Raw genomic sequence first — 24337 nt, 5'->3', positions numbered from 1 at the left:
TTCGGTGCGGTGCTTCGGCTCATACCGGAAGCAAAACGGGTGCTTTGTTCAGAACCAGCCACCCGCCGTGGAATTCGGCAACGTCGAAGTCGGTATCGGTAGATCGTCCCAGTTCGATCAAGGCTGCCGCGTCGAAGGTACGGACGTGGCCATGGCAGGCGGTGGCCTCGTCTTCGAAAGGTACAGCGATGACCACTCTCGTCCGTGCGATGCGTAAGGCCTCTTCGATGATCCGTGTGCCGGTATCTGCGTCCACGTGCTCGAGGAGGTGCAAGGCCGTCACCGTGTCGACGCTGTTGTCCGCGAGTGGGACATCGGCTGCGTCACTGATCAGTGTCTCGATGGTTACGCCGAGGTGCGGCGCGACTGTGTCGAGTAGGCGCATGGTGCCGGCCGACAGATCGGTCGCCGTCACGGTATGTCCGCTCAATGCAAGGCGGAGTGGAAAGAATCCGAAACACGAACCCAGATCCAGAACCGAACCGATCACCAAGGATTCTGCGCGCTCGTGAATGGATGCGAAATCCGCAACTCCCGACAGCAATTCGTCGAGCGAATTTCGATAATACGTGGTCCACGCTTCGACGGGATCGGCAACTGTCGATCGAACGAGGCCGACCATCACCAGCTCGAACTCCCGCTGAGACAGTTCGGCGTCGACTGCATGTGCGGTAATCTCCCGCACGAGCCTTTCGCCGATGTCCTTCGAGCTCAGACCGTGGCGGACATCCACTGCGTGGCCGTGGCGCGTCACACCGATGTGGCCGGGGGCTGCCTGCGGAGTGAACGCGACGGTCGTATTTTCGTGCGTCCACGAACCGGGAACACTGGGCGCGAGGGCGTCTAGTTCGGTCATGTCGATTCTTTCGCGTAAGTGCTCGAAGGCGTCGGAGTGCTGGGAATACCGGAATACAGCGTTCTGGTGCCGTCGGACAGAAGCTCGGCGAGGTCGAGTGATTCATCGGTGAGCCACTGCTCGTATGCAGACATTGCCACACCGAGAACCAGCCAGCCGACCGTTCGGGGAAAGTGATCGTTTGCGTCCGAATCCGTTCGTGCCGCCACGTATTCGGTGATGACGCCCCGCCAGCCCTCGTACATGAGCATCGAGTAACCCTGGAGTGCAGGATTTCGCAGAATCAACTCCATGCGTTGGCGATGGACCGCACGTTCGTCCTCGGGGAAAGTGTTGAAATGTAGAAGCGCAGAGCGGATCCCGTCGGCCAGCAAGATGTCGTGAGGAAGTGCCGCAAGAAGGCTGCGAAGTGCACCGAGTTGTTCGTCGAAGTCCCCCCACGGAACGGCGTTCTTGGATGGGAAATATCGAAAGAACGTGCGGCGCGCGATGCCGGCGGCTTCGGCGATCTCGTCCACGCTGGTCTCGTCGAATCCGTTCCGAGCGAAGAGCTCGATGCCGAGGTCGCTGATCTCACCCCTCGTTGTGGATGGGCGTCGACCTACCCGGCTGGACAGTTTCGTACGGCTTTCCACTTTTTCTCTCCGATTGGTGTCATTCTGCACTCGATGCCATTATTGTAGTGAGTCAAGTCATGTCCAGCACCGGATGTGGCGGATCAACATGTTCTCACCTGGAGGTACGCGATGTCCCAGAACTCGAAGACCGACGTTGTCAACGCTGCAGTGATCGAGACCGACCTCGTCGAAGAATCCCTCGTCGAAGAGGTTTCCATCGACGGTATGTGCGGCGTCTACTGACATGTCCGCACCCGTGAAGTCGTCCCAGGAAGCTGCACTGGACCTGGATGCTCGATGGGCTCTTCACCCGCAGGTGGCGCTGCGTCCCGAGTCGTTCGGGGCGCTGCTCTACCACTTCGGGACACGTAAACTCTCGTTTCTCAAGAACCGGACGATCGTGACGATCATCGAATCGCTACCCGATCATTCTGACCTGCGGTCCGCAATCACGGCTGCAGGAATCGCAGAGTCGGCGGTACCCCAGTACACGCGGGCCCTCGCGACACTGGTCGGTTCGCACATGATCGTCCGCATCGACGCCTGATCACACACCCTCGCCGGAGAACTCTCACCATCGAGCTCGGGCACCACGGAAGCAGCCCCTTCCATCGTCTCGCCACACCCATACCGAAGAGGACAACCCGATGACCTCCATGCTTGAAAGGCCTGCGCCACCGCCTGCGGTCGGCAAACTGGTCGATCAGTTCGAACTCGGACTCGACGCACCCATCTGTCTGACGTGGGAACTGACCTACGCCTGCAACCTGTCTTGCGTTCACTGCCTGTCCTCATCCGGCCGGCGTGACCCCAACGAGCTCTCGACCGAGCAGTGCAAGTCGATCATCGACGAGTTGCAGAAGATGCAGGTCTTCTACGTCAACATCGGTGGCGGTGAGCCGACGGTTCGAAGCGATTTCTGGGAACTCGTGGACTACGCGACGGCCCATCAGGTCGGCGTGAAGTTCTCCACCAACGGCGTCAAGATCGACAAGAAGGTCGCTGCCCGCCTGGCCGCATCCGACTACGTCGACGTGCAGATTTCCATCGACGGTGCCACTGCAGAGGTCAACGATGCAGTTCGCGGACCCGGATCCTTCGACATGGCGATCCGCGCCCTCGAGAACCTGCAGGAGGCGGGGTTCAAGGACGCGAAGATCTCTGTAGTCGTCACCCGCCATAACGTGTCGCAGCTCGACACCTTCAAGGCGCTGGCGGACAAATACGGTGCGACACTTCGCATCACGCGCCTACGCCCGTCGGGCCGTGGCGCCGATGTGTGGGACGACCTGCATCCCACGGCCGGCCAGCAGCGAGAGCTGTACGACTGGCTGGTCGCGAACGGCGAGGGCGTATTGACCGGAGACTCGTTCTTTCACCTCTCGGCTTTCGGTGACGCGCTACCAGGCTTGAACCTGTGCGGTGCTGGGCGAGTGGTGTGCTTGATCGATCCGATCGGCGACGTCTATGCCTGCCCGTTCGCTATCCACGAGAACTTCCTCGCCGGAAACATCGTCCGCGATGCGCGTCCCGCGACAGCGACATCTGCGGCTATGGGCGGTTTCCAAACTGTCTGGCAGACGTCCGAATTGTTCCAGGAACTGCGGTCCCCGCAAACCTCCGGCGCATGTACCAAGTGCGCACATTTCGATTCGTGCCGCGGTGGCTGCATGGCAGCAAAGTTCTTCACCGGCCTCCCCATGGACGGCCCTGACCCCGAATGCGTGATCGGCAACGGCGAGATGGCGTTGGCGGCGGCGGGGGAGATCCCCAAGTCCAGCGTCGACCACTCCCGTACCGGGCAGCGTAAGACACCGAGAGCGTCGGTTCCGCTCACATTGATGATGCGTCCACCGGCCAAGATCTGCGACGAGAATCCTCTCGCAGGAATGGAATAGGAACATATAGCTATGGCCAAGAGTGAGTGGTTCGAGACCGTTGCCGAGGCGCAGCGGCGGGCCAAGAAACGTCTTCCGAAATCCGTGTACGCCGCGCTGGTGGCGGGCTCGGAGCGGGGCATCACCGTCGACGACAACACGGCGGCATTCGGTGAGCTCGGCTTCGCGCCGCATGTTGCCGGATTGTCGGACAAACGTGATCTGTCGACAACGGTGATGGGACAACCACTCTCGTTTCCGGTCATGATCTCGCCGACGGGTGTGCAGGCCGTGCACCCGGAAGGCGAGGTCGCTGTGGCCCGTGCCGCAGCTGCTCGCGGAATCCCGGTCGGGTTGTCCTCTTTTGCGAGCAAATCGATCGAAGAGGTCGCGGCAGTGAATCCGCAGACGTTCTTCCAGATGTATTGGGTCGGCTCACGGGAGGTGCTGCTTCAGCGCATGGAGCGGGCACGTGCGGCCGGTGCGGTCGGACTGATCATGACACTGGACTGGTCTTTCTCGAACGGGCGCGACTGGGGCAGTCCGTCGATCCCGGAAAAGATGGACCTCAAGGCGATGTGGCAGTTCGCTCCCGAAGGCATCACGCGTCCGAAATGGTTGTGGGAGTTCGCGAAAACAGGAAAGATTCCCGACCTGTCGACGCCGAACCTGACCCCGCCCGGGGGTGCTGCGCCCACATTCTTCGGTGCATACGGCGAGTGGATGGGTACCCCGTTGCCGACCTGGGAGGACGTCGCTTGGCTGCGTGAGCAGTGGGGCGGGCCGTTCATGCTCAAGGGAGTCATGCGTGTCGATGACGCCAAGAAGGCAGTCGACGCCGGAGTCACCGCCATCTCGGTGTCCAACCATGGTGGCAACAATCTCGATGGCACTCCCGCGCCGATCCGCGCGCTGCCTGCGATCGCCGAGGCAGTGGGCGACCAGATCGAGATCACTCTCGACGGCGGCATCCGTCGCGGAAGTGACGTCGTCAAAGCATTGGCACTCGGTGCTCGTGCGGTCATGATCGGCCGGGCGTACCTGTGGGGTCTTTCAGCGAACGGTCAGGCCGGCGTGGAGAACGTTCTCGATATTTTGCGGGGAGGCGTCGACTCCGCTGTTCTCGGACTCGGACACTCCTCCGTCCACGACCTGACTGCGTCGGACGTCGTCATGCCGTTGGGATTCGACCGGAAGCTTGGTGCAGAGTAGAGAGGTGACTCTGCTGACGGAGCCGACCGTCCTCGGTGGACGGTCGGCTGCCAGTCGCGTGATGTTCGGCCCGCACGAAACCAATCTTGCTGACGGCCGGGCTTTCTCGCCGGCACTGGTGGAGTACTACCGCCGTAGGGCGGGTGCCGGGATCATCGTCACCGAGAATGCGTCGGTGCATCGGTCGGACTGGCCGTACGAGCGAGCGCCACTGGCATCGGAGTGCGGGCCCGGTTGGAGTGCTGTCGTCGATGCCTGCAGACCGAACGGAACGCTCGTTCTGGTAGGCCTGACGCACACTGGATCCCAAGGTTCGACCGCGTACTCGCGGGAGGCACTGTGGGGGCCCTCGCACGTCGCAGACGTGGCTTCCCGTGAGTTGCCGATGGCGATGGAACCGGAACACATCCGTGCCGCGGTGGACGGGTTCGCTGCCGCTACTCGCGTTGCCGCCGCTGCCGACGTCGACGGCGTCGAACTCGATGCAGGTCCATCGAGCCTGATACGGCAGTTCCTCTCCGGCCTGACCAATCTTCGAGAAGACGAATACGGCACCGACCGAATGCTGTTCTTACGGAACGTGGTTGCTGCAGTGCGGGCCGAGCTCGGGCCGGATCGCATCCTTGCGCTGCGGCTGAGCTGTGACGAGGGAGCGCCGTGGGCGGGGATCACTCCCGAGATCGGTGCCGACATCGCCCGCGAGATCGCGCCGGAACTCGATCTGCTTACCGTCGTTCGAGGCGGGGCGATGGACATGTCCTCCTATCGCCCGGACTTCCACACCGGGCCTGGGTTCAACCTGGACCTGTGCCGATCGGTATCGGACTCCGTCGACGGTATGGTTCCCGTTGTGCTGCAAGGCAGCATCGTCGACACGGCGATGGCTGATGCCGCACTCTCCGAAGGTGTTGCGGACATCATCGAGATGACACGAGCGTTGATTGCCGATCCCGATCTGGTATCGAAGTCGCGAGCCGGTGCGAGCCCGCGGCCGTGCATTCTGTGCAATCAGAGTTGTCTGGTTCGTGATCCGCGTAACCCGACCGTGGCGTGCATCGGACGAGCAGGCGATGACCCGGAGCCGGACGGTGCAGGCAAGGTCCTGGTGGTGGGTGGTGGCCCCGCTGGTCTCGAGGCAGCGCGGGTGTTGGCCTTGCGGGGTCGGACGGTCACCTTGTACGAGCGTAAACCCGTGCTGGGGGGCTTGTTTTCGCTCATGAGAATCGGGGAGGCGTTGACCGATTGGCTCGCGGCCGAGTGCGTCCATCTCGGGGTCGATATCGTGACCGGGGTCGATATCGGACCCAGCGATCTAGAGGCAGAAAAGGATGTCGTCCTCGCTACCGGCAGTGTGCCGAGTCCACGATCGTTCGAGGTGGCTTCAAGCGTGCACTACCTCGATTCCGGAGCTGTTCTGGGCGGTGCAGCGCTCGACGAGGGACCCGTTGTCGTGTGGGATCCGGTCGGTGGTCCCGTGGCTGTCGCACTGGCAGAGCGTTTTGCAAAGGCCGGTATAGACGTTTCCGTGGTGACCGTCGATCAGACCATCGGCCGACACCTTTCCTTGACAGGTGACCTCGCTCCGGCCAACGTTCGGTTGCAGCGCGCGGGCGTCCAGCGTCATCTACTGTCAAAAATTCTGCGGGTCGGCCATGACGGCGCCGAGATCGAAGACGTCCACACCGGGCAGCGACGACTGATCGAATGCGCAGTGGTAGTGGACTGCTCGCATCGCTCTGCTGAGGATTCCTTGCACGGTCCGAGGCGAATGAGGATAGGGGACTGCCTCGCGCCTCGTTCTGCTGCCGAGGCCATTCGAGACGGATACGACGCCGGAGTGCAGAAGTCCACGGTGTCTGTCCGATGAACTATCCGCGGCTGTTCGCCCCTCTCGACGTCGGTCCGGCGACGCTGCGGAACCGAGTTGTCTTTTCCGCGCATCTGACCAACTTCGCCGAGAACGGCCTCCCGACGGATCGCCACGCCGCCTATTACGCAGCTCGCGCCGCAGGCGGGGCTGGACTGATCATCGTCGAGGAACAGTCCACCCACCCGTCGGATCAGCCGTACGAGAAGATGATTCAAGGATATCGCCCGGCGGTGATACCTGGATATCGAGCGATCACCGACGCCGTACACGCGCACGGAGCCCTCGTTCTGGCGCAGGTCAACCACAATGGTGGACAGTCGTCAGGAATGTATTCGGGGCGCGCAGTCCTCGCACCCAGCGCTATCCCCGATCCGCTCTTTCGAGAGGTACCACATTCCCTCGACCGGGTCGAGATCGGCGAGTTGGTAGACGCATACGTGCGCGTCGCCGAGCATTGCAGGGACGGCGGATTCGACGGCGTGGAGCTGCAATGTTCACAGTCCTCGTTGATCCGAATGTTTTTGGCGCGTACTACGAACCACCGCACCGATGAATACGGAGGGAACCTCGAAGGGCGAGCGAGATTCCTGGTAGAGGTTCTCTCGGCAGTCCGCGCCGCTCTGGGGCCCGAGATGATCCTGGGCGTGAGGTTGAGCGGGCAGGAATACATCGAGGGGGGCATCCGTCTGGACGAAGCCGTGGACACCGCCGTTCTGCTCGAACGAACCGGTTCTATCGATTACATCAACACCGCAATCGGCGTAGCGACCTCGACGCTCCACCTGATCGAGGCATCGATGGCGACGCCCCATGGTTACGCGAACTTCGTGCCCAGCGCTATCCGAGAGCGGGTGTCGTTGCCGGTGATCGGGGTCGGACGATTCACCACGCCGGAGATGGCCGAGCAAGCTCTTGCCGACGGGGTGTGCGATCTGGTCGGCATCGTGCGCGGCAACATTGCGGACCCTGAGTTCGCGAACAAGGCCCGTGAAGGCCGTGCCCGAGAAATCCACACCTGCCTTTCCTGCAATCAGGACTGCATCGGACGCGTCGGGATGAACGCCGCACTGGGATGCGTCGTAAACCCTAGCGCCGGAAGAGAATTTCTAGCCGTGCCGCCGTTGCCCGCGTCAAGACGGCGAGTCCTGATCATCGGAGGTGGTCCGGCGGGACTGCAGGCGGCCTCGAGTGCTGCCCATGCAGGGCACGACGTCACGTTGTACGAACGCCAGCCACAGACCGGGGGACAGGTCCGGACTGCTGGACGGGCACCGCATCGCGTCGAATTCGCTGGAGTCGTCGATGTTCTCGAAGCGGAATGCCGTGCACGCGGCGTGAAAATCCGAACGGGCGTGGAGGTCGACAGAATGCTCGTCCTGACGCAGAATCCGAACGCGGTGGTGATCGCGACCGGGGCAAACCCGGTGCGTCCGGTGTGGGCAGGTACCCACGATCATGTCGTCGACGTCCGTGAGGTCCTCGACGGCACGGCGGCACTGTCAGGTCGCGTCCTGATCGTCGACGAACTGAGTTTCCACCAAGCGACGTCGACGGCCGAATTTCTGGCCGAGCGCGGCTGTCAGGTGACGGTATGCACGCCGGGGATGGTCGTTGGGCAGGATCTCGGGCTCACCCTGGACATGGAAGGGTGGCGGCGGCGCGCACACGAACAGTCGATCACCTGCCTGACCGATGTCGTCCCGGTCCAGCTACGCGCCGGCCTCGATATTTCGCTGCTCCATCACCCCACAGGCGTGACGGCGAACCATCGCTTCGATTGGATCGTGTGCTCGCTCCATCAGAAACCGGACGATTCACTGTGGAACGAGCTGAAGGACGAAGGGTTTTCGGTCGTACGTATCGGCGACGCCATCACACCTCGCCGATTGGATTCGGCGATACGTGAAGGTGAGCGGGCGGCGAATGGGATCGGAACGACGTGACCACACCGCTGACACCGAGCCCACAATTCCGTTACAGATCCACGGTGTCGTTGGTCCCCACATCGGGCTTGTCCCCGGTGATTCGAGATTTCGCGTAGGCGATCAGTGTCGAGACCTTGGAACCGGGAGCCGACCAATATTCGGCGCCTTCGGCTCGGTGGATGTCATGGAAGGTGCTTACCCGCGATCCGATAACATCCACGGAATGCTGCCGCCACCTGCCTCCGAGTCGTCGCGACTAGGCATCGGTGGGTGGCCGCGAGTGCAAGGCGCTCAGACCGTCGTTGTGCCCGTCGGATCGTTCGAGCAGCATGGACCGCACTTGCCGCTGGACACCGACACCCGCATCGCCGAGGCGCTCGCGATGCGGCTGCCCGGCACTGTTCTTGCTCCGGCTATCGCATATGGAGCAAGTGGGGAGCACGAGGGTTTTTCCGGGACCGTATCCATCGGTTCGGACGCATTGCACGCGGTTCTGGTCGAGTACGGACGCTCGGCGTGTCGTTGGGCCGCACGTGTCGTGTTCGTAAACGGTCACGGTGGAAACGTCTCGACACTGATCTCCGCCGTCGGATTGCTACGTTACGAGGGCCGCGATGTCGCGTGGCTGCCCTGTGCCGTTCCCGGCGCGGACGCGCACGCCGGCCGGACCGAAACTTCACTGCTGCTCTACCTTTCACCCGACGTCGTCGACATGTCTCGTGCGGAGGTAGGAAATACCGACGCTATCGATTCTTTGCTTCCGCGCCTGCGTGCGGGGGGTACGAAGGCGGTATCGCCCAACGGGATTCTCGGTGACCCGCGACTGTCGAGCGGGGATGAGGGCGAGGTGGTACTGCAGGACATGTGTGCACGGGGCAGCGCTGCGGTGAGTCGGTGGGCACCGTCCGATACTGGGATGTTGTCGTGATTCAGGTCCTCGATCCGTCCCGGCAAAACCGGCTTCGAGTATGTTCCTCGAAATTTGGGGCAGTGGATGACACATCGGCGCAATGTCCGCTTACGATCACCTGATGGGTCAAGGTCGGTTACCTGATGGATTCGGGGTGCGAGTCGATCCTCGTGTTCGTAAATACTCCGACGGCCGAGTGTTGATCGGTGGCTCACCCACCAGAATGTTGAAGCTTGCACCTACCGCTGCCGCCATGATCGGCGACGGTTTTCTCGAGGTCACCGACTCGCAGTCGGCGCTCGTTGCTCGTAAACTTCTGGACTCGGGAGTCGCCAACCCGCGGCCGATGTCCATTCCGTCTCCGCAGGACGTGACTGTCGTCGTTCCGATGAAGAACAATGCCTCCGGTCTCGGCAGGTTGCTTCCTGCGCTCCACGGCTTGAACGTCATCATCGTCGACGACGGATCCGACGAGCCGGTGACCGCGCCGCCGATGGCCTGGACCGTCGGTGGGGTGACGGTCCTACGGCACGAGACCTCGCGAGGGCCTGCGGCCGCGCGCAACACGGGACTTCGGAGTGCAACAACAGATTTCGTCGCCTTTCTCGACTCGGATGTCGTTCCCCGCAAGGGATGGCTCGAGGTAATGCTGGGGCACTTCTCGGATCCGGCGGTGGCGCTCGTCGCTCCTCGTATCGTCGCCCTCGAACCCGAGGGCAATGCCTTGGCCAGGTATGAGCATGCTCGCTCCTCTCTCGACCTCGGTCGCCGGGAAGCGGCTGTTCGGGCGGGTAGTTCGGTGTCCTACGTTCCCAGCGCAGCGATGTTGATACGCAGGCACGTAGCCGAGGAATGCAATGGATTCGACGAATCCATGCATGTTGCCGAGGACGTCGATCTGTGCTGGAGGTTGCAGGAAGCCGGGTGGCGATTGCGATACGAGCCCGTTGCGCACGTTGCTCACGATCATCGAGTGACGTTCGGACGGTGGTTCGGCCGCAAACTGTTCTACGGCACCGGCGCCAGCCCTCTTGCCGAGCGTCACCCCGGAATGGTCCCGCCGATTTCGATGTCACCCTGGACCCTGATCGCCACCTTGTTGGCTATCAGTTTCACCAAGCTCGGGCTGCTGGGCGCACTGGCGACTCTCGCAGTGACCATCGGTCGACTACGTAAGATGTTCGTCGGTCTCGATCAGCCCACGCGCATCGCCGCGATACTCGCCGCCGAAGGATTTATTGCAGGGATTTGGCAACTTGCATCGGCGATGTGTCGGCACTATTGGCCGATAACCCTGCTCGCAGTGTTGCTTTCGAGTCGAATCAGGAAGATTGCACTCGGACTTGCCGTTGCCGAAGCGCTGGCCGACTGGTACAACCACCGCGAACTCGGTGGCTTGGATCCGATACGGTATGCCTTCTTCAAGCGGGTCGACGACATCGCGTACGGCACAGGCCTATGGCGAGGTGCCGCCGAGTCCCGGAGCTTGAAGGCGTTGACTCCGCGCATGGACACGTGAGCACGCTCGAGACTTCGTACGCCGATGTGATCGTCGTAGGTGGCGGGTCTTGTGGCTCCGTTGTCGCATCGCGAGCGAGCGCGAATCCGGATTGTCGGGTAGTGCTTCTCGAAAGTGGGCCCGGGCTCTCGAGCGATGGGACGTATCCGCCGGAGATCCTGAACGCACATGTCCTACCGGTCGGGCCCTCGAGCCCCTGGACGTCGTCGTACCGTGCGGAACTGACGCCGGAGATCACCCGCTGGATCTCTCGGGGTCGAGTCCTCGGAGGCTCCGGAGCAGTCAACGGTGGGTACTTCGTGCGGGGTAGGCCGCAAGACTTCGATGCCTGGCCGGCTTCCTGGTCTTACGACGAGGTGTTGCCCTACTTCTTGAAGTCGGAAACCGATCTGGACTTCTCCGGCGAGTGGCATGGCCGAGGTGGTCCGATGCCGGTAGCGCGGACCCCCCGCGGGGCGCAGAACGAGATCACGAAACTGTTCCACGACGCGGCGATGGCGCTCGGTTATCCCGGGGATCCGGACATGAACGATCCGTCTTCTTTCGGTGGAATGGGAGCGGTGCCACTCAATGTCGTCGACGGGCGCAGAGTGAATGCTGCTGCAGCATATCTGCTTCCGGTCCTCGACCGATCCAATCTCGATGTCTTGACGGAATCCACTGTCGTTGCAGTGCTGTTCGATCGGACCCGCGCTACTGGTGTGGAAGTGATTCGTAAAGGGCATGTTTCGCGGTTCATGGCCCCATCGGTGGTCCTCTGTGCGGGGTCGGTCCGTACCCCACAATTGCTCATGCTTTCTGGTGTAGGCCCTGCGGATCATCTTGTGGAGAAAGGTGTTCCGGTTGTGTTGGATCACCCCTACGTGGGTCGGGATTTCAGTGACCACCCGGAAGTCGGCGTCTGCTATCGAACACCGATCCAATCCGAGCTTGCGTCACCACTGCAGGAAGTGCTGCATGTCGACGATCTGGAAATACGTCCTTACACAGCGGCATTCGATCGACTGATCCCTGGGTTGCCGATCGGCGACCCGATGATCGGTGTCGGCTTGATGAGATCGGACAGTCGCGGCGACATCCGGCTGGTGTCCACCGATCCTACGGTTTCCCCACTCGTGAAATATCGATATTTGGAGTCGGTGGGCGATCGACGCGCAGTCCAGGCGGGGCTCGATCGTGTTGCCGAACTGCTCGGACGGCTATCGAGGAGCTGTCCGATCGAGATACTCGATGACCTCGGTGATCCTCTGTCGAGTCGGCTGGGTACCTCGCTTCATCTTTCGGGGAGTTGCGCGATGGGCAACGACAACAGCGTTCTCGACGATAGGTTGCAGGTGCGGGGGCTCGAGGGTCTGATGGTGGCCGACACGTCTGCCTTTCCTGTTGTCCCCACGCGTGGACCGCATGCGACTGCAGTCATGCTTGCCGAGCGTGCGGCGGCCATGCTTTCTGCGTCCGCCACGTAAGTCCTTTTCCCGATGTACCTGCTCTCGACCACACACCTCGCAGGTCGGTGCGGTAAATGCACAGCTGTATCCTGAACCATGTGAGCTGCGTTACAGTGACGTGAACATGTGGGAAGGCGTGCATCGGAATGACAGCTAGATTTCCAGGGCAGGGCAACCCCTGGATTGCCGTTCGCCCAGGTGAGGACGTCGATGTTCTCGCCCGCGAGATGTCCACCGCGCACCGGCTCTTCGTCGACGACGAACCGCCATCGTCCGATTCCGTCCGATCGGTAGTACTGGACTCTTGGTTGCGCAGCCGAACCAAGGGTGTGAATCCGGACGGTGGAAACGATTCGCTCGCCCTGTCCGGCGCCGAACTCGAGCGATATCGCGACGGTCACCCGATGTCGATCATCAGGCCGGTCATCCGCAAGCTGCTCGTCGAGGACGCAGCCGACACCGGTCTGCTGGTTGCGATTTCCGATGCCGAGGGCAGATTGTTGTGGGTTGAGGGGGATGCGACCGCCAAGGATCGCGCTCTCACCATGAACTTCGCCGAGGGTGCCGATTGGAGTGAGGAGTCCAAGGGAACCAATGCACCCGGGACGGCGCTCGCCATCGATCATTGCGTCCAGATCTTTGCGGCTGAGCATTTTTCCCGTTCGGTGCACGAGTGGAGTTGTTCGGCGGCTCCCGTACATCATCCGACGAGTGGACATATTCTAGGCGCAATCGATATCACCGGTGGTCCGAGAGTTGCTGTGCCCGAGGTGCTCTCATTGATCCGTGCGACCGTGGCGGCTGCCGAGTCCGAGCTTCGGGTGCACCTGATGAATTCACCGAAGTCGCTGGGGGACACAGCCCCTCGTCTCGAAGTGCTCGGGAGCGGGCGGCCAGGGTTGGTGCGTGGCAGCGGTAGGTCGGCGCTGTCGCAACGGCATGCCGAAATACTGTTGCTGCTGGGTGATCACCCTGAAGGTTTGAGTTCGGATCATCTCGCTGTGCTACTCGATGAACACGAGCTCGACTCTGTGACGATCCGAGCCGAGATGTCGCGGCTACGGAAGACCTTCGGCGCGTCCGGGCTCGCATCCCGACCGTACCGGTTGGTCGGTGAACTGGCCTCGGATGTAGGTGATATTCGCCGTGCGCTCGACCGCGGTGACGTCGAGGCCGCGATGCGGATCTACTCGGGGCCCGTGCTTCCCGGTTCGTCGGCACCCGGCATCGACGAAATTCGCGAAGAACTGCGATCCAGGATGCAAGCAGCCCTGCTTCGTGTCGGGGACCCTGTCTTGCTCGCCCAGTGGACCTCCTCGATCCACGGTCGCACCGACGTAATCGCCTGGGAGGCGTATCGCGCCACCTTGAACGCAGATTCTGCGCTCTACGGCCAGGTCAACGCGCGTATCGATCTACTCGATCGTCAGTTGGGTGTCTGATTCGATCCATGTGCACTGCGGCAACGTAGTTGCGGCACTGCACAGCAACGTAGTTGCAACGTTGCAAACCCTAGTGTTCTGAATCACATCAGTTCGGTTGATCAGAAGGAGTCACTAGATGTCCGTCTATGCCCGTCCCGGTACGGCCGAAGCAGTCATGTCGTTCCAGCCACGCTACGAAAACTGGATCGGTGGAGAATGGGTGCCGCCGGTCAAGGGGCAGTACTTCGAGAACCCGACCCCCGTCACCGGTGAGAATTTTTGCGAGGTCGCTCGCTCGACCGCCGAGGACATCGAGCTGGCTCTCGATGCTGCGCATGCCGCTGCTCCCGCATGGGGTAAGACATCCGCTGCCGAGCGCGCCGTGATTCTCAACAAGATCGCTGACCGAATCGCCGAGAACCTCGAGTCCATTGCGCTCGCCGAGTCCTGGGACAACGGCAAGCCGATCCGCGAAACCCTGAACGCGGATATCCCCCTGGCAGTGGACCACTTTCGTTACTTCGCGGGTTGTATTCGTGCACAGGAAGGTTCGCTTTCCGAGATCGACAACGACACTGTCGCTTACCACTTTCACGAGCCACTCGGCGTGGTCGGGCAGATCATTCCCTGGAACTTCCCGATCCTCATGGCAGTCTGGAAGCTCGCGCCCGCACTCGCTGCCGGTAATGCCGTCGTGCTCAAGCCTGCCGAGCAGACGCCGGCCTCGATCCTCCATTTGATTTCGATCATCGGCGACCTCTTGCCGCCTGGAGTCCTCAACATCGTCAACGGTTTCGGCGTGGAAGCAGGAAAGCCACTCGCATCCAGCCCCCGGATCGCCAAGATCGCCTTCACCGGTGAGACCACCACTGGCCGCCTGATCATGCAGTACGCGTCGCAGAACCTGATTCCGGTCACACTCGAGCTCGGTGGCAAGAGCCCCAACGTCTTCTTCTCCGACGTCCTTGCCCACAACGACGACTACCAGGACAAGGCGCTCGAAGGCTTCACGATGTTCGCGCTCAATCAAGGTGAGGTATGCACCTGCCCGTCGCGTTCGCTCATCCAGGCCGACATCTTCGACGAGTTCCTGGCTCTCGCTGCGATCCGCACGAAGGCTGTGCGTCAGGGTGATCCGCTGGACACCGAGACGATGATAGGTGCACAGGCCAGTAACGATCAGCTCGAAAAAATCCTGTCCTACATCGAAATCGGCAAGGGTGAAGGTGCACAGATCGTCACCGGCGGCGAGCGCGCCCAACTCGGTGGAGATCTCAACGGCGGCTACTACATGCAACCGACGATCTTCACCGGCAAAAACAACATGCGGATCTTCCAGGAGGAGATCTTCGGGCCGGTCGTTTCGGTGACGTCGTTCAAGGATTACGACGAGGCCATCGACATCGCGAACGACACGCTCTACGGACTCGGGGCCGGCGTCTGGTCACGAGACGGAGGAGTGGCGTACCGCGCCGGCCGCGACATCAAGGCTGGTCGAGTGTGGACCAACACCTACCACCAGTACCCAGCACACTCCGCGTTCGGTGGGTACAAGCAGTCGGGCATCGGACGTGAGAATCACAAGATGATGCTCGATCACTACCAGCAGACGAAGAACCTTCTGGTGAGCTACGCCCAAAAGGCTCAGGGCTTCTTCTGATGGCCGGCAGGCCTGCGGCTCCGGCCCCGCCTGCGCGTCTACGAGCAACCGCCGGGGCGATGGAGCTTCTCTGTCGCCTCGGTGGTATCCACGGCGAACTGATGATGCATCAGTCCGGCGGGTGCTGTGACGGGTCGTCGCCGATGTGTTATCCCGCAGGGGAATTCATCGTCGGTGACCGGGATGTGTTGTTGGGTCTTCTGGACCTACGTCTCGGCGTGGGAGATATCCCGGACGACCTTCCCGAAGGCAGTTACGCCGTTCCGGTATGGATATCTGGCTCTCAGTTCCAAGCGTGGAAGCACACTCAACTCGTACTGGACGTCGTGCCGGGACGCGGTGGGGGCTTTTCCTTGGAATCACCCGAGGGCGTGCGCTTTCTCAGTCGAGGACGCGCATACACGGCAGTGGAGAACGACCTTCTCGAGCAGCATCCGCCGCTTATCGGCCTCGATTGGGAAGAGGGACGCAGGCCCGAAGTTCCGGGCGAGCACCTGGTGGTCGCCGAAGCTGCAGACGCGTGCCCGGTACCCGGGATGCTCCAGGGCTGACGCCCTGCCAGTCCGAACCGATGAAGAGTGTCGAACCGATGAAGAGTTCCGCGACCGCTCCAGTCACCGGCAGCGACAGCTTCCGCACCGTCGTCATCGCCTTCGTGGCGAATTTAGGCGTCGCTGTCGCGAAGACTGCAGCCGCAGTCACCACCGGTTCCGCTTCGCTGGTTGCCGAGGCCGCGCACTCGTGGGCAGACACCGGCAACGAGATATTTCTGCTCGTCGCCAATAAGCGGGGCTCGCGCGGCCCGGACGACGAACGTCCGCTCGGGCACGGACGAGAGACCTACTTCTGGTCGACGCTTGCGGCCGTCGGATTGTTCGTCGCAGGTGCGGCCGTGTCGATCTGGCACGGAATCACGTCATTGTTCGCAGGCGAGTCCAGCACCGAGAACTATGCGATGGCCTATGGCGTGCTGGTGATTGCCTTCGTTCTGGAAGGAGTGTCGTTTCTCCAGTCCGTTCGCCAAATTCGTCGTGAGGCAGCGGAGTACAAACGCGACTTTCTCGACCAGGCATTGCAGACTTCGGACCCGACGCTTCGCGCGGTCTTCGCCGAGGACACTGCTGCGTTGATCGGCCTGGTCATTGCAGGAGTCGGAATCGGGCTGCACCAGCTCACCGGCAACGCGGCGTGGGATGCGATGGGTTCCATTCTCGTCGGCATACTTCTGGCAATCGTCGCATTCGTTCTGATCGACCGGAACCGCCGTTTTCTCACCGGCGAACCCGGGTCGCGAGCACTATGGCAAGCAGTAGTCGACAGGATCGAAGAGCTACCAGGTGTTGCGTCGGTGAACTTCGTTCGTATCGAATTCGTTGGGCCCAAGCAGATCTATGTTGTGGCAAGTGTCGATCTCGTCGGTGACGCCGTCGAATCGTCGATCGCGCGCACGCTCCGGCGACTGGAGCGTGAGCTCGAGACCAACAAGGCTGTTGTGGACGCAGTGCTGACAGTCGCGGAACCGGACGAGGGCGACATCGGTGACGTCAACCAAGTGACGTAGGACGCCGTAATTCCCTCGTCATCGAAAGATGACATTTTGCTTACACAGCGGGCCTATCTTGAGCCGACTCGCGCAACCAACGCGCGAGAGCCTCCATTTGCACGAGAGGATTTTCATGTCTGTCAGCGATCCGACGGCATCCCATCACGGCGGTGTCGATTCACACGTCGAAGGCGGCGACTACCTCGCCAAACGAACGTTGAAGAAGGGCACGGCCGGTTGGGTCCTCCTCGCCGGACTCGGTGTCAGTTACGTTATCTCCGGGGACTATTCGGGGTGGAACTTCGGTCTCGAACAAGGTGGGTTCGGAGGGCTTCTCATCGCGGGCGTACTGATCGCTGGAATGTATTTGGCGATGGTGCTCGGGATGGCCGAAATGTCCTCGGCACTCCCAGCGGCGGGAGGCGGCTACACCTTCGCCAGGCGTGCACTCGGGCCTTGGGGTGGGTTCGCCACCGGTACGGCAATTCTCATCGAATACGCGATAGCTCCGGCAGCGATCGCCACCTTCATCGGGGCATACGTCGAATCTCTCGGCCTTTTCGGAATCACCGATGGGTGGTGGGTATATCTGGCGGTGTACGCGATTTTCATCGGCATTCACCTCACCGGCGCCGGTGAAGCGCTGAAGATCATGTTCGTCATCACCGCCATCGCGTTGGTCGGATTGGTGATCTTCGTCCTCGCCGCACTGGGCAAGTTCGACGCGAGCAACCTCACCGACATCGCCCCGACGGATGCAGCAGGCGCGTCGAGCTTCCTGCCGTTCGGATACCTCGGAATCTGGTCAGCGGTCCCGTTCGCCATCTGGTTCTTCCTCGCAGTGGAGGGAGTGCCGCTCGCCGCGGAGGAGGCCAAGGACCCGACCAAGAACGTACCGCGCGGAATCATCGCTGCGATGGGCATCCTGCTGGTCACCGGTGCGTCGGTACTCTTCCTCGTCACGGGCGCAGGCGGAGCCGAGGCGATGCAGTCATCGGGCAATCCACTGGTGGAGGCGCTCGGCGACAGCGGAGCCGCCAAGGTGGTGAACTACATCGGACTTGCCGGCCTCGTTGCCAGCTTCTTCTCGATCATGTACGCCTACTCGAGGCAGTTGTTTGCGCTCTCTCGTGCCGGATACCTACCGAAGACGCTCTCTGTCACCAACTCTCGTAAAGCTCCCGTCCTTGCACTCATCGTGCCCGGCATCATCGGCTTTCTGCTCTCGCTCACGGGGCAGGGTGCGATGTTGCTCAACATGGCAGTCTTCGGCGCCGCGCTGAGTTACGTTCTGATGATGATCAGCCACATCGTGCTGCGTCGCAAGGAACCGGAGATGGAACGCCCGTACCGCACTCCCGGTGGAGTCGTCACTACCGGCTTCGCCCTGGTAGTCGCCGCGCTGGCCGTGGTCGCAACGTTCCTGGTCGACAGTACTGCCGCGCTCTGGTGCCTGGGCGTATTCGCTGCGTTCATGCTGTATTTCGGTATCTACAGCCGTCATCACCTGGTCGCGAACTCGCCCGACGAAGAGTTCGCCGCGCTGGCGAAGGCGGAAGCTGAGCTCGAATGACCATCTACACGCAGCAGATATCGGGCACCACCTACCAGTTCGACTCTCTCGTGGAACTGATGGCCAAAGCGACGCCATTGCGCTCGGGCGACGAATTAGCCGGGTGCGCAGCACAATCCGACGCAGAGCGTGCCGCAGCACAGTGGGCACTGTCGGAAGTCTCCCTCGCAGTATTCCTGCAGGACCTTCTGGTTCCCTACGAAACCGACGAAGTCACCAGACTCATCATCGACTCGCACGACCGAGTCGCGTTCGGCGCCGTCTCCCACCTCACGGTGGGTGGACTCCGTGACTGGCTTCTGGACACAGCCGCCTCGACCTCTGCTGCGGCGACGCTACGTGCAGTTGCGCCCGGCCTCACCCCGGAGATGGTGGCGGCAGTCAGCAAGATCATGCGGAACCAGGATCTGATCGCGGTGGCACGCGCTGCCGAGGTCACCGCAGCGTTCCGTACGACGATAGGCCTGCCGGGAACCCTCGCCACGAGGCTGCAACCCAATCATCCGACCGACGATCCGCGCGGTATCGCGGCGGCGACGCTGGACGGGTTGCTGTTGGGGTCTGGGGACGCAGTCATCGGAATCAACCCGGCGACCGATTCACCTCATGCGACGTCGGATCTACTACATCTCCTCGATGACATCCGTCAGCGCTTCGAGATCCCGACCCAGTCCTGCGTCCTCTCGCACGTCACGACGACGATGGAGCTGATCGAAAAAGGTGTTCCCGTCGACCTGGTCTTTCAATCCGTCGCGGGGACCGAGGGCGCCAATTCTGGTTTCGGCGTGAATGTTTCGCTCCTCCGTGAAGCCAACGAAGCAGGTCGATCGCTGCACAGGGGAACCGTCGGCAACAACGTCATGTATCTCGAGACCGGCCAGGGCTCAGCGCTGAGCGCCGGCGCGCACCTTGGAATGGGAGGAAAACCAGTCGACCAGCAAACCCTGGAGACGCGGGCGTATGCGGTATGCCGCGACCTCGAACCGTTGCTGGTCAACACCGTCGTCGGATTCATCGGACCCGAGTACCTCTACGACGGTAAGCAGATCATCAGAGCCGGGCTCGAGGACCACTTCTGTGGAAAGTTGCTCGGCCTACCGATGGGTGTCGACGTCTGTTATACCAACCACGCCGAGGCCGATCAGGACGATATGGACACGCTGTTGACGCTGCTCGGCGCCGCCGGAGTGGCCTTCGTCATCGCTGTTCCCGGTGCGGACGACGTCATGCTCGGCTATCAGAGTTCGAGTTTCCACGACGTCTTGTACGTGCGCCAGGTATTGGGGTTGAAGCCTGCTCCCGAATTCGCAGCCTGGCTCGATCGCCTGGGCATGGTGGACTCCCATGGCCGGATACTCGACGTCGACGCAACGGGTTCTCCGTTACGAGCGCTGACGGGCACGCGATGACCGAGATCGAACCCACCGACTTCTGGGCGGACCTGAGGCGCAGTACACAGGCTCGAATTGGGCTGGGCCGCACTGGCGATTCACTGCCGACGCGGCGTGTTCTAGAGCTCAGGTCCGCACATGCCGCGGCTCGTGACGCCGTGCACACGCCGCTGGAGGTGGACTCGTTCACAGTCGCCGTCGAGCGGGTAGGGATCGGTACTCCTGCCGTCGTGACATCGAAGGCGACATCACGCGCGGAGTATCTCCGCAGACCGGACCTGGGCCGACAGCCCCAGGATCTGTCCTCGATCACGCCGGGGGAGTTCGATATCGGATTCGTGCTGAGCGACGGACTCTCGCCGCGCGCACTGACCGATCATGGAACCTCGATGTTGAAAGCGCTTGTCGAGGAATTGGCAGACCTGTACACGATGGCGCCGCCGGTCATCGCGACCGAGGCGCGGGTGGCACTGGGCGATCACATCGCAGAGGTGATGGGGGTGCGCACTGTCGTCGTGCTGATCGGTGAACGCCCCGGGCTGTCGGTGGCGGACAGCCTGGGCATCTATCTGACGCATCTGCCTGCGCCGGGCAGGTCGGACGCCGACCGAAACTGCATCTCGAACATTCACCCACCGGAAGGATTGGGCTATCGGCAATCCGCCAAGATCGTTGCCGGACTCGTGCGGGGGGCGCGCAGCCTGGGGCGGTCGGGTGTGGCGCTGAAGGACACTTCTCGAGCCGACGTTCTCGAGGCCTCGGAGACCATGACGCTCGAGTGAGCACCCCTGTCCGGGGGTGGTCCTCAGTGATCCAGCTCACTATCGTGGGAGTCATGGAGACACTCAGCTATGCGTCGGGAGCGTCGTCTCAGCCGCTGCTCGCAGACACTATCGGAGCAAACCTGGATCGCACTGCATCGCTGTACGGTGGGCGTGATGCGTTGATAGATGTCGTGACCGACCGACGGTGGACCTATTCGGAGTTTCTCGCGGACGTGGAACTGTTGGCCGCAGGTCTTCTGGTGCAGGGCGTCATGAAGGGCGATCGCGTCGGTGTGTGGGCGCCGAACTGCCCGGAGTGGGTACTGGCGCAGTACGCGTGCGCCAAAATCGGAGCCATTCTGGTCAATATCAACCCGGCCTACCGCACCCACGAGTTGCGGTTCGTACTGAAGCAATCAGGCGTGTCGGTCCTGTTGTCGGCGCAGGAGTTCAAGGGAGCGGATTACGCGGCCATGATCGAGGAAGCCCGTCCTGAAGCTCCTGATCTGAGGGAAGTCGTGTACATCGGCAGCTTCGGGTGGGAATTGATGACCGACCACGGGCACCGCGCGCTGGCCGATCGACCACGAATGGTCGCCGACGTGCAGGACCAACTGAGGGTCGATGATGCGATCAATATTCAATACACCTCGGGTACAACAGGATTCCCCAAGGGTGCCACGCTGAGTCATAGCAACATTTTGAACAACGGATTCTTCGTCGGCGAGCTGTGCCACTACACGGCCGAGGACCGAGTATGTATCCCGGTGCCGTTCTATCACTGCTTCGGCATGGTCATGGGCAACCTTGCCTGTACAAGCCACGGCAGCGCCATGGTGATCCCGGGACGTGCATTCGAACCTGCTGCCACGCTCGCCGCCGTCGAGAAGGAGAGGTGCACATCGCTGTACGGCGTTCCGACGATGTTCATCGCCGAACTTGCTCTGCCTGAGTTCGATTCGTTCGACCTGTCGAGTCTGCGGACCGGCATCATGGCGGGTTCGCCCTGCCCTGCGGAGATCATGAAGCAGGTGATCGACAGAATGGGAATGAGTGAGGTGTCCATTTGCTATGGCATGACCGAGACTTCGCCCGTCTCGCTGCAAACTCGTAGCGAGGACACTATCGACCAACGAGTCTCGACGGTGGGTGCAGTAGGTCCGCATCTAGAGGTGAAGATCGTCGACCCGACGACCGGGGAGACCGCACCGCGCGGTGAGCCGGGGGAGCTGTGCACACGAGGCTATTCCGTCATGGCCGGGTATTGGCAGAACCCGGAAAAGACCGCCGAGGCCATCGATGCCGAGGCGTGGATGCACACCGGTGACATCGGAGTCATGGACGCCGACGGTTACGTCGCCGTCACAGGGCGGATCAAGGACATGGTCATCCGAGGGGGAGAAAACATCTACCCCCGAGAGATCGAGGAGTTTCTGTACTCCCACCCCGACATACTCGACGCTCAGGTAATCGGAGTTCCCGACGCGAAGTACGGCGAAGAACTGATGGTGTGGATAAGGATGAGGGACAATTCGGTACCGCTCGACGCCGCTGCGGTTCGTGCATTCAGCGAGGGAAAACTGGCAGGCTACAAGATCCCGCGATACGTTCACGTGGTCGATGAATTCCCGACAACGGTCACTGGAAAGGTGCGGAAAGTCGAGATGCGTGAGAAGTCCATCGGAATGCTGGACATGGAGTCGCAGTGACCTATGACGAGGATCGGGCGCCGTCGGGAATACTGAATCATATGACCGATACGCAGTGGACGCCGTCGACCGAGGACATCGAGAATGCTCGCATCACGGACTTTCAGCGCTACGTCCAACGGCGGCACGCTCTCGACCTGACCGATTATCGATCGCTGTGGACATGGTCCACCGAGAACCTCCCCGATTTCTGGCGCGCGGTGTGGGATTACTTCGACATCATCGCTGCCGATCGACCCACCTCAATTCTCGAATCGACCGATATGCCGGGGGCACAGTGGTTTACCGGCGCCGCGCTGAACTACGTCGACCAGGTCGAGCGGAATATCCGAACCGATCGGCCTGCGATCCTGCACGCACACGAGGACGGAACGATCACCCGACTGTCCTGGCACGAGTTGACCAGACAGGCAGCGTCGCTGGCCGAGACATTGAAGACGCGCGGTGTAGCGAAAGGAGACCGCGTCGTCGGCTACCTTCCCAACATTCCCGAGACGGTGATCGCGTTTCTTGCGGTGGCAAGCATCGGCGCGGTGTGGTCAGCGTGTGGACAGGACTACTCCGCATCTGCCGCATCGGATCGCTTGGGGCAACTGGATCCCAAGGTGCTGATCAGTGCCGATGGGTACTCCTACGGCGGCAAATACCACGACAAGACTGCGGACGTGAGCGCGTTGCGTGAGAACTTGCCGACGGTCGATCTCGTCGTCCAGGTCGGCGCGCATGTCACTGCAGGATCGATCACGTGGGACGAGGCCACTGCCGGCGAGTGCGTGTGGACCAGTGTTCCTGTTCCTTTCGACCACCCGCTGTGGATAGTGTTCTCCTCGGGTACCACGGGTTTGCCCAAGGGGATCGTGCACAGTCATGGTGGAGTTCTGCTCGAACATCTCAAGTCCGTTGGACTGCAATCGGATATCGGACCGAACGACACGTTCTTCTGGTACACGAGCCCAAGTTGGATGATGTGGAATTTTCAGGTGGCAGGTCTCCTCGTCGGCGCCACCATCGTGACTTCGTCCGGTAGCCCGGGCTTCCCGACGGCCGATGCGCTGTGGAAAATTGCTGCTGCACAGAAGGTCACCTTCTTGGGAACGAGCCCGGGGTACGTGCTGTCCTGCATCAAGGCGGGTTCACACCCAGGTGAGGATCACGACCTCGGTGCGCTACGGGCAATCGGGATCACCGGGTCTTCGCTACCGGCCACATCGTCGACCTGGTTGGCAGACAACATCAGCCGCGACGTCCCGGTATTCTCGATCTCGGGTGGGACCGATGTGGTCTCGGCGTTCGCGGGCGGGGTGCGCACGGTGCCGGTATGGCCGGGCGAACTGTCGGCCCCGTACCTCGGCGTCGCGCTGGCCGCGTACGACGACCAGGGTCGGTCGGTGACCGGCGAGGTAGGAGAACTCGTGGTTACCAAGCCGATGCCGTCGATGCCTACCCGGTTCTGGAACGACGAGGACGGATCGCGATATCACGACGCGTACTTCGATACCTTCGAAGGGGTCTGGCGCCACGGAGACTGGATTACCGTCACCGATCATGGCAGCGTCATTGTTCATGGACGTTCCGATTCGACATTGAACCGCAACGGTATTCGAATGGGTAGTGCCGACATCTACCAGGCCGTCGAATCTTTACCCGAGGTGGTCGAATCCCTCGTCCTCGGTATCGAATCCGGCGATGGTAGCTATTGGATGCCGCTGTTCGTGGTGCTGGCCGAGGGTGCCGAACTCGATGAGCCGCTACGAGGACGGATCAAGGCGGTCATCCGGGAGCACGCATCACCTCGGCATGTACCCGACGAGATCATCGCCGCACCCGGAATCCCACACACCAGGACGGGGAAGAAGCTCGAGGTTCCGCTCAAACGGATCTTTCAGGGCGATGACGCCGCTCGCATTCTCGACCGATCGGCCGTCGATACACCGGATCTCGTGGATTGGTTCGTCGAACGTGGACGAGACCACAGCCGCTGATGCTTCACCTTCGTCCGAGGTTCCCACTCGGCCGGCCCACGCTTTCACGGCGAGAGT

21 protein-coding genes are annotated in these 24337 nt (G+C 61.7%); 18 read left to right on the top strand and 3 right to left on the bottom strand.

All coding sequences use genetic code 11. The features are described 5' to 3' along the window. Positions 1-19 precede the first annotated feature (19 nt). Together mftM and mftR are read right to left on the bottom strand one after the other, a co-directional pair. Positions 20-856: a mycofactocin oligosaccharide methyltransferase MftM gene (mftM, locus tag E5720_RS04400; RefSeq protein ID WP_136169617.1), complete on the bottom strand. Its 837-nt coding sequence runs from the start codon at positions 854-856 to the stop codon at positions 20-22. Then, positions 853-1491: a mycofactocin system transcriptional regulator gene (gene mftR / locus E5720_RS04395; RefSeq protein WP_136169616.1), complete on the bottom strand. Its 639-nt coding sequence runs from the start codon at positions 1489-1491 to the stop codon at positions 853-855. The genes mftM and mftR overlap by 4 nt, the downstream gene beginning before the upstream one ends. A 111-nt stretch (positions 1492-1602) precedes the next feature. On the opposite strand from mftR, the gene mftA reads away from it, so the two are divergent. The 6 genes from mftA to E5720_RS04365 all read left to right on the top strand — a co-directional run bounded on the left by mftA (position 1603) and on the right by E5720_RS04365 (position 8375). Beyond that, positions 1603-1716 carry a mycofactocin precursor MftA gene (gene mftA / locus E5720_RS04390; RefSeq protein WP_084348019.1) on the top strand — a complete coding sequence of 38 codons (114 nt, stop codon included), beginning with the start codon at positions 1603-1605 and terminating at the stop codon, positions 1714-1716. Between the two features lies 1 nt (position 1717). After that, positions 1718-2020: a mycofactocin biosynthesis chaperone MftB gene (gene mftB / locus E5720_RS04385; RefSeq protein ID WP_084348020.1), complete on the top strand. Its 303-nt coding sequence runs from the start codon at positions 1718-1720 to the stop codon at positions 2018-2020. A gap of 100 nt (positions 2021-2120) precedes the next feature. Beyond that, positions 2121-3371, top strand: coding sequence for a mycofactocin radical SAM maturase (gene mftC / locus E5720_RS04380; RefSeq protein WP_136169615.1), 1251 nt, complete (start codon positions 2121-2123; stop codon positions 3369-3371). Positions 3372-3383: 12 nt separating this feature from the next. Beyond that, positions 3384-4562, top strand: a complete 1179-nt coding sequence (gene mftD, locus E5720_RS04375) for a pre-mycofactocin synthase MftD (protein ID WP_136169614.1) — start codon at positions 3384-3386, stop codon at positions 4560-4562. Between the two features lie 61 nt (positions 4563-4623). Then, positions 4624-6429, top strand: coding sequence for a mycofactocin system FadH/OYE family oxidoreductase 1 (locus E5720_RS04370; protein WP_247596288.1), 1806 nt, complete (start codon positions 4624-4626; stop codon positions 6427-6429). Further along, a complete protein-coding gene (locus E5720_RS04365) occupies positions 6426-8375 on the top strand; it encodes a mycofactocin system FadH/OYE family oxidoreductase 2 (protein ID WP_136169612.1) in 1950 nt (649 codons plus the stop codon). The genes E5720_RS04370 and E5720_RS04365 overlap by 4 nt, the downstream gene beginning before the upstream one ends. A gap of 31 nt (positions 8376-8406) precedes the next feature. Here E5720_RS04365 and E5720_RS04360 read toward each other — a convergent pair whose 3' ends face one another. Next, complete coding sequence (locus tag E5720_RS04360) at positions 8407-8577, bottom strand: pyridoxamine 5'-phosphate oxidase family protein (RefSeq protein WP_247596163.1); 171 nt, start codon at positions 8575-8577, stop codon at positions 8407-8409. Between the two features lie 3 nt (positions 8578-8580). Between E5720_RS04360 and mftE the strand changes: the two genes are divergently transcribed. The 12 genes from mftE to E5720_RS04300 all read left to right on the top strand — a co-directional run bounded on the left by mftE (position 8581) and on the right by E5720_RS04300 (position 24280). Then, positions 8581-9285, top strand: coding sequence for a mycofactocin biosynthesis peptidyl-dipeptidase MftE (mftE, locus tag E5720_RS04355; protein ID WP_136169611.1), 705 nt, complete (start codon positions 8581-8583; stop codon positions 9283-9285). A gap of 103 nt (positions 9286-9388) precedes the next feature. Continuing rightward, positions 9389-10786: a mycofactocin biosynthesis glycosyltransferase MftF gene (gene mftF, locus E5720_RS04350; protein ID WP_210730017.1), complete on the top strand. Its 1398-nt coding sequence runs from the start codon at positions 9389-9391 to the stop codon at positions 10784-10786. Then, positions 10783-12252 carry a mycofactocin system GMC family oxidoreductase MftG gene (gene mftG / locus E5720_RS04345; RefSeq protein ID WP_247596162.1) on the top strand — a complete coding sequence of 490 codons (1470 nt, stop codon included), beginning with the start codon at positions 10783-10785 and terminating at the stop codon, positions 12250-12252. Before mftF ends, mftG begins: the two co-directional genes overlap by 4 nt. A gap of 128 nt (positions 12253-12380) precedes the next feature. After that, positions 12381-13676 (top strand): helix-turn-helix domain-containing protein, encoded by a 1296-nt coding sequence (locus E5720_RS04340; RefSeq protein WP_136169608.1) that lies wholly within the window; start codon positions 12381-12383, stop codon positions 13674-13676. A 118-nt stretch (positions 13677-13794) separates the two neighbouring features. Beyond that, the gene (gene adh, locus E5720_RS04335; RefSeq protein ID WP_136169607.1) at positions 13795-15318 is read left to right on the top strand and encodes an aldehyde dehydrogenase; all 1524 of its coding nucleotides are present in this window, start codon (positions 13795-13797) and stop codon (positions 15316-15318) included. After that, positions 15318-15869, top strand: a complete 552-nt coding sequence (locus E5720_RS04330) for a DUF779 domain-containing protein (RefSeq protein WP_247596161.1) — start codon at positions 15318-15320, stop codon at positions 15867-15869. The genes adh and E5720_RS04330 overlap by 1 nt, the downstream gene beginning before the upstream one ends. 38 nt (positions 15870-15907) lie before the next feature. Beyond that, on the top strand, positions 15908-16879 hold the full coding sequence (locus E5720_RS04325) for a cation diffusion facilitator family transporter (RefSeq protein ID WP_136169606.1): 972 nt from the start codon (positions 15908-15910) through the stop codon (positions 16877-16879). Positions 16880-16994: 115 nt separating this feature from the next. Next, the gene (gene eat / locus E5720_RS04320; protein WP_136169605.1) at positions 16995-18434 is read left to right on the top strand and encodes an ethanolamine permease; all 1440 of its coding nucleotides are present in this window, start codon (positions 16995-16997) and stop codon (positions 18432-18434) included. Further along, a complete protein-coding gene (locus E5720_RS04315) occupies positions 18431-19843 on the top strand; it encodes an ethanolamine ammonia-lyase subunit EutB (protein WP_136169604.1) in 1413 nt (470 codons plus the stop codon). The genes eat and E5720_RS04315 overlap by 4 nt, the downstream gene beginning before the upstream one ends. Further along, positions 19840-20607 (top strand): ethanolamine ammonia-lyase subunit EutC, encoded by a 768-nt coding sequence (gene eutC, locus E5720_RS04310; RefSeq protein WP_136169603.1) that lies wholly within the window; start codon positions 19840-19842, stop codon positions 20605-20607. Before E5720_RS04315 ends, eutC begins: the two co-directional genes overlap by 4 nt. Positions 20608-20660: 53 nt before the next feature. Then, positions 20661-22298: an AMP-binding protein gene (locus tag E5720_RS04305; RefSeq protein WP_136169602.1), complete on the top strand. Its 1638-nt coding sequence runs from the start codon at positions 20661-20663 to the stop codon at positions 22296-22298. A gap of 41 nt (positions 22299-22339) precedes the next feature. After that, a complete protein-coding gene (locus E5720_RS04300; RefSeq protein WP_136169601.1) occupies positions 22340-24280 on the top strand; it encodes an acetoacetate--CoA ligase in 1941 nt (646 codons plus the stop codon). The last annotated feature ends 57 nt before the right edge of the window (positions 24281-24337 follow it).

Source organism: Rhodococcus sp. PAMC28707 (assembly GCF_004795915.1).
Taxonomy (GTDB): domain Bacteria; phylum Actinomycetota; class Actinomycetes; order Mycobacteriales; family Mycobacteriaceae; genus Rhodococcoides.
Note: the sequence above shows the minus strand (reverse complement) of the source record. Positions and strands in the feature narration are given on the sequence as shown.

Coding starts and splice junctions, on each gene's coding strand:
- mftC (WP_136169615.1), top strand. CDS start 2,121: ATGACCTCCATGCTTGAAAGGCCTGCGCCACCGCCTGCGGTCGGCAAA.
- mftB (WP_084348020.1), top strand. CDS start 1,718: ATGTCCGCACCCGTGAAGTCGTCCCAGGAAGCTGCACTGGACCTGGAT.
- E5720_RS04330 (WP_247596161.1), top strand. CDS start 15,318: ATGGCCGGCAGGCCTGCGGCTCCGGCCCCGCCTGCGCGTCTACGAGCA.
- eat (WP_136169605.1), top strand. CDS start 16,995: ATGTCTGTCAGCGATCCGACGGCATCCCATCACGGCGGTGTCGATTCA.
- E5720_RS04365 (WP_136169612.1), top strand. CDS start 6,426: ATGAACTATCCGCGGCTGTTCGCCCCTCTCGACGTCGGTCCGGCGACG.
- E5720_RS04300 (WP_136169601.1), top strand. CDS start 22,340: ATGACCGATACGCAGTGGACGCCGTCGACCGAGGACATCGAGAATGCT.
- E5720_RS04315 (WP_136169604.1), top strand. CDS start 18,431: ATGACCATCTACACGCAGCAGATATCGGGCACCACCTACCAGTTCGAC.
- mftM (WP_136169617.1), bottom strand. CDS start 856: ATGACCGAACTAGACGCCCTCGCGCCCAGTGTTCCCGGTTCGTGGACG.
- mftF (WP_210730017.1), top strand. CDS start 9,389: ATGGGTCAAGGTCGGTTACCTGATGGATTCGGGGTGCGAGTCGATCCT.
- E5720_RS04370 (WP_247596288.1), top strand. CDS start 4,624: ATGTTCGGCCCGCACGAAACCAATCTTGCTGACGGCCGGGCTTTCTCG.
- E5720_RS04340 (WP_136169608.1), top strand. CDS start 12,381: ATGACAGCTAGATTTCCAGGGCAGGGCAACCCCTGGATTGCCGTTCGC.
- eutC (WP_136169603.1), top strand. CDS start 19,840: ATGACCGAGATCGAACCCACCGACTTCTGGGCGGACCTGAGGCGCAGT.
- E5720_RS04325 (WP_136169606.1), top strand. CDS start 15,908: ATGAAGAGTTCCGCGACCGCTCCAGTCACCGGCAGCGACAGCTTCCGC.
- E5720_RS04305 (WP_136169602.1), top strand. CDS start 20,661: ATGGAGACACTCAGCTATGCGTCGGGAGCGTCGTCTCAGCCGCTGCTC.
- mftA (WP_084348019.1), top strand. CDS start 1,603: ATGTCCCAGAACTCGAAGACCGACGTTGTCAACGCTGCAGTGATCGAG.
- mftE (WP_136169611.1), top strand. CDS start 8,581: ATGCTGCCGCCACCTGCCTCCGAGTCGTCGCGACTAGGCATCGGTGGG.
- adh (WP_136169607.1), top strand. CDS start 13,795: ATGTCCGTCTATGCCCGTCCCGGTACGGCCGAAGCAGTCATGTCGTTC.
- mftD (WP_136169614.1), top strand. CDS start 3,384: ATGGCCAAGAGTGAGTGGTTCGAGACCGTTGCCGAGGCGCAGCGGCGG.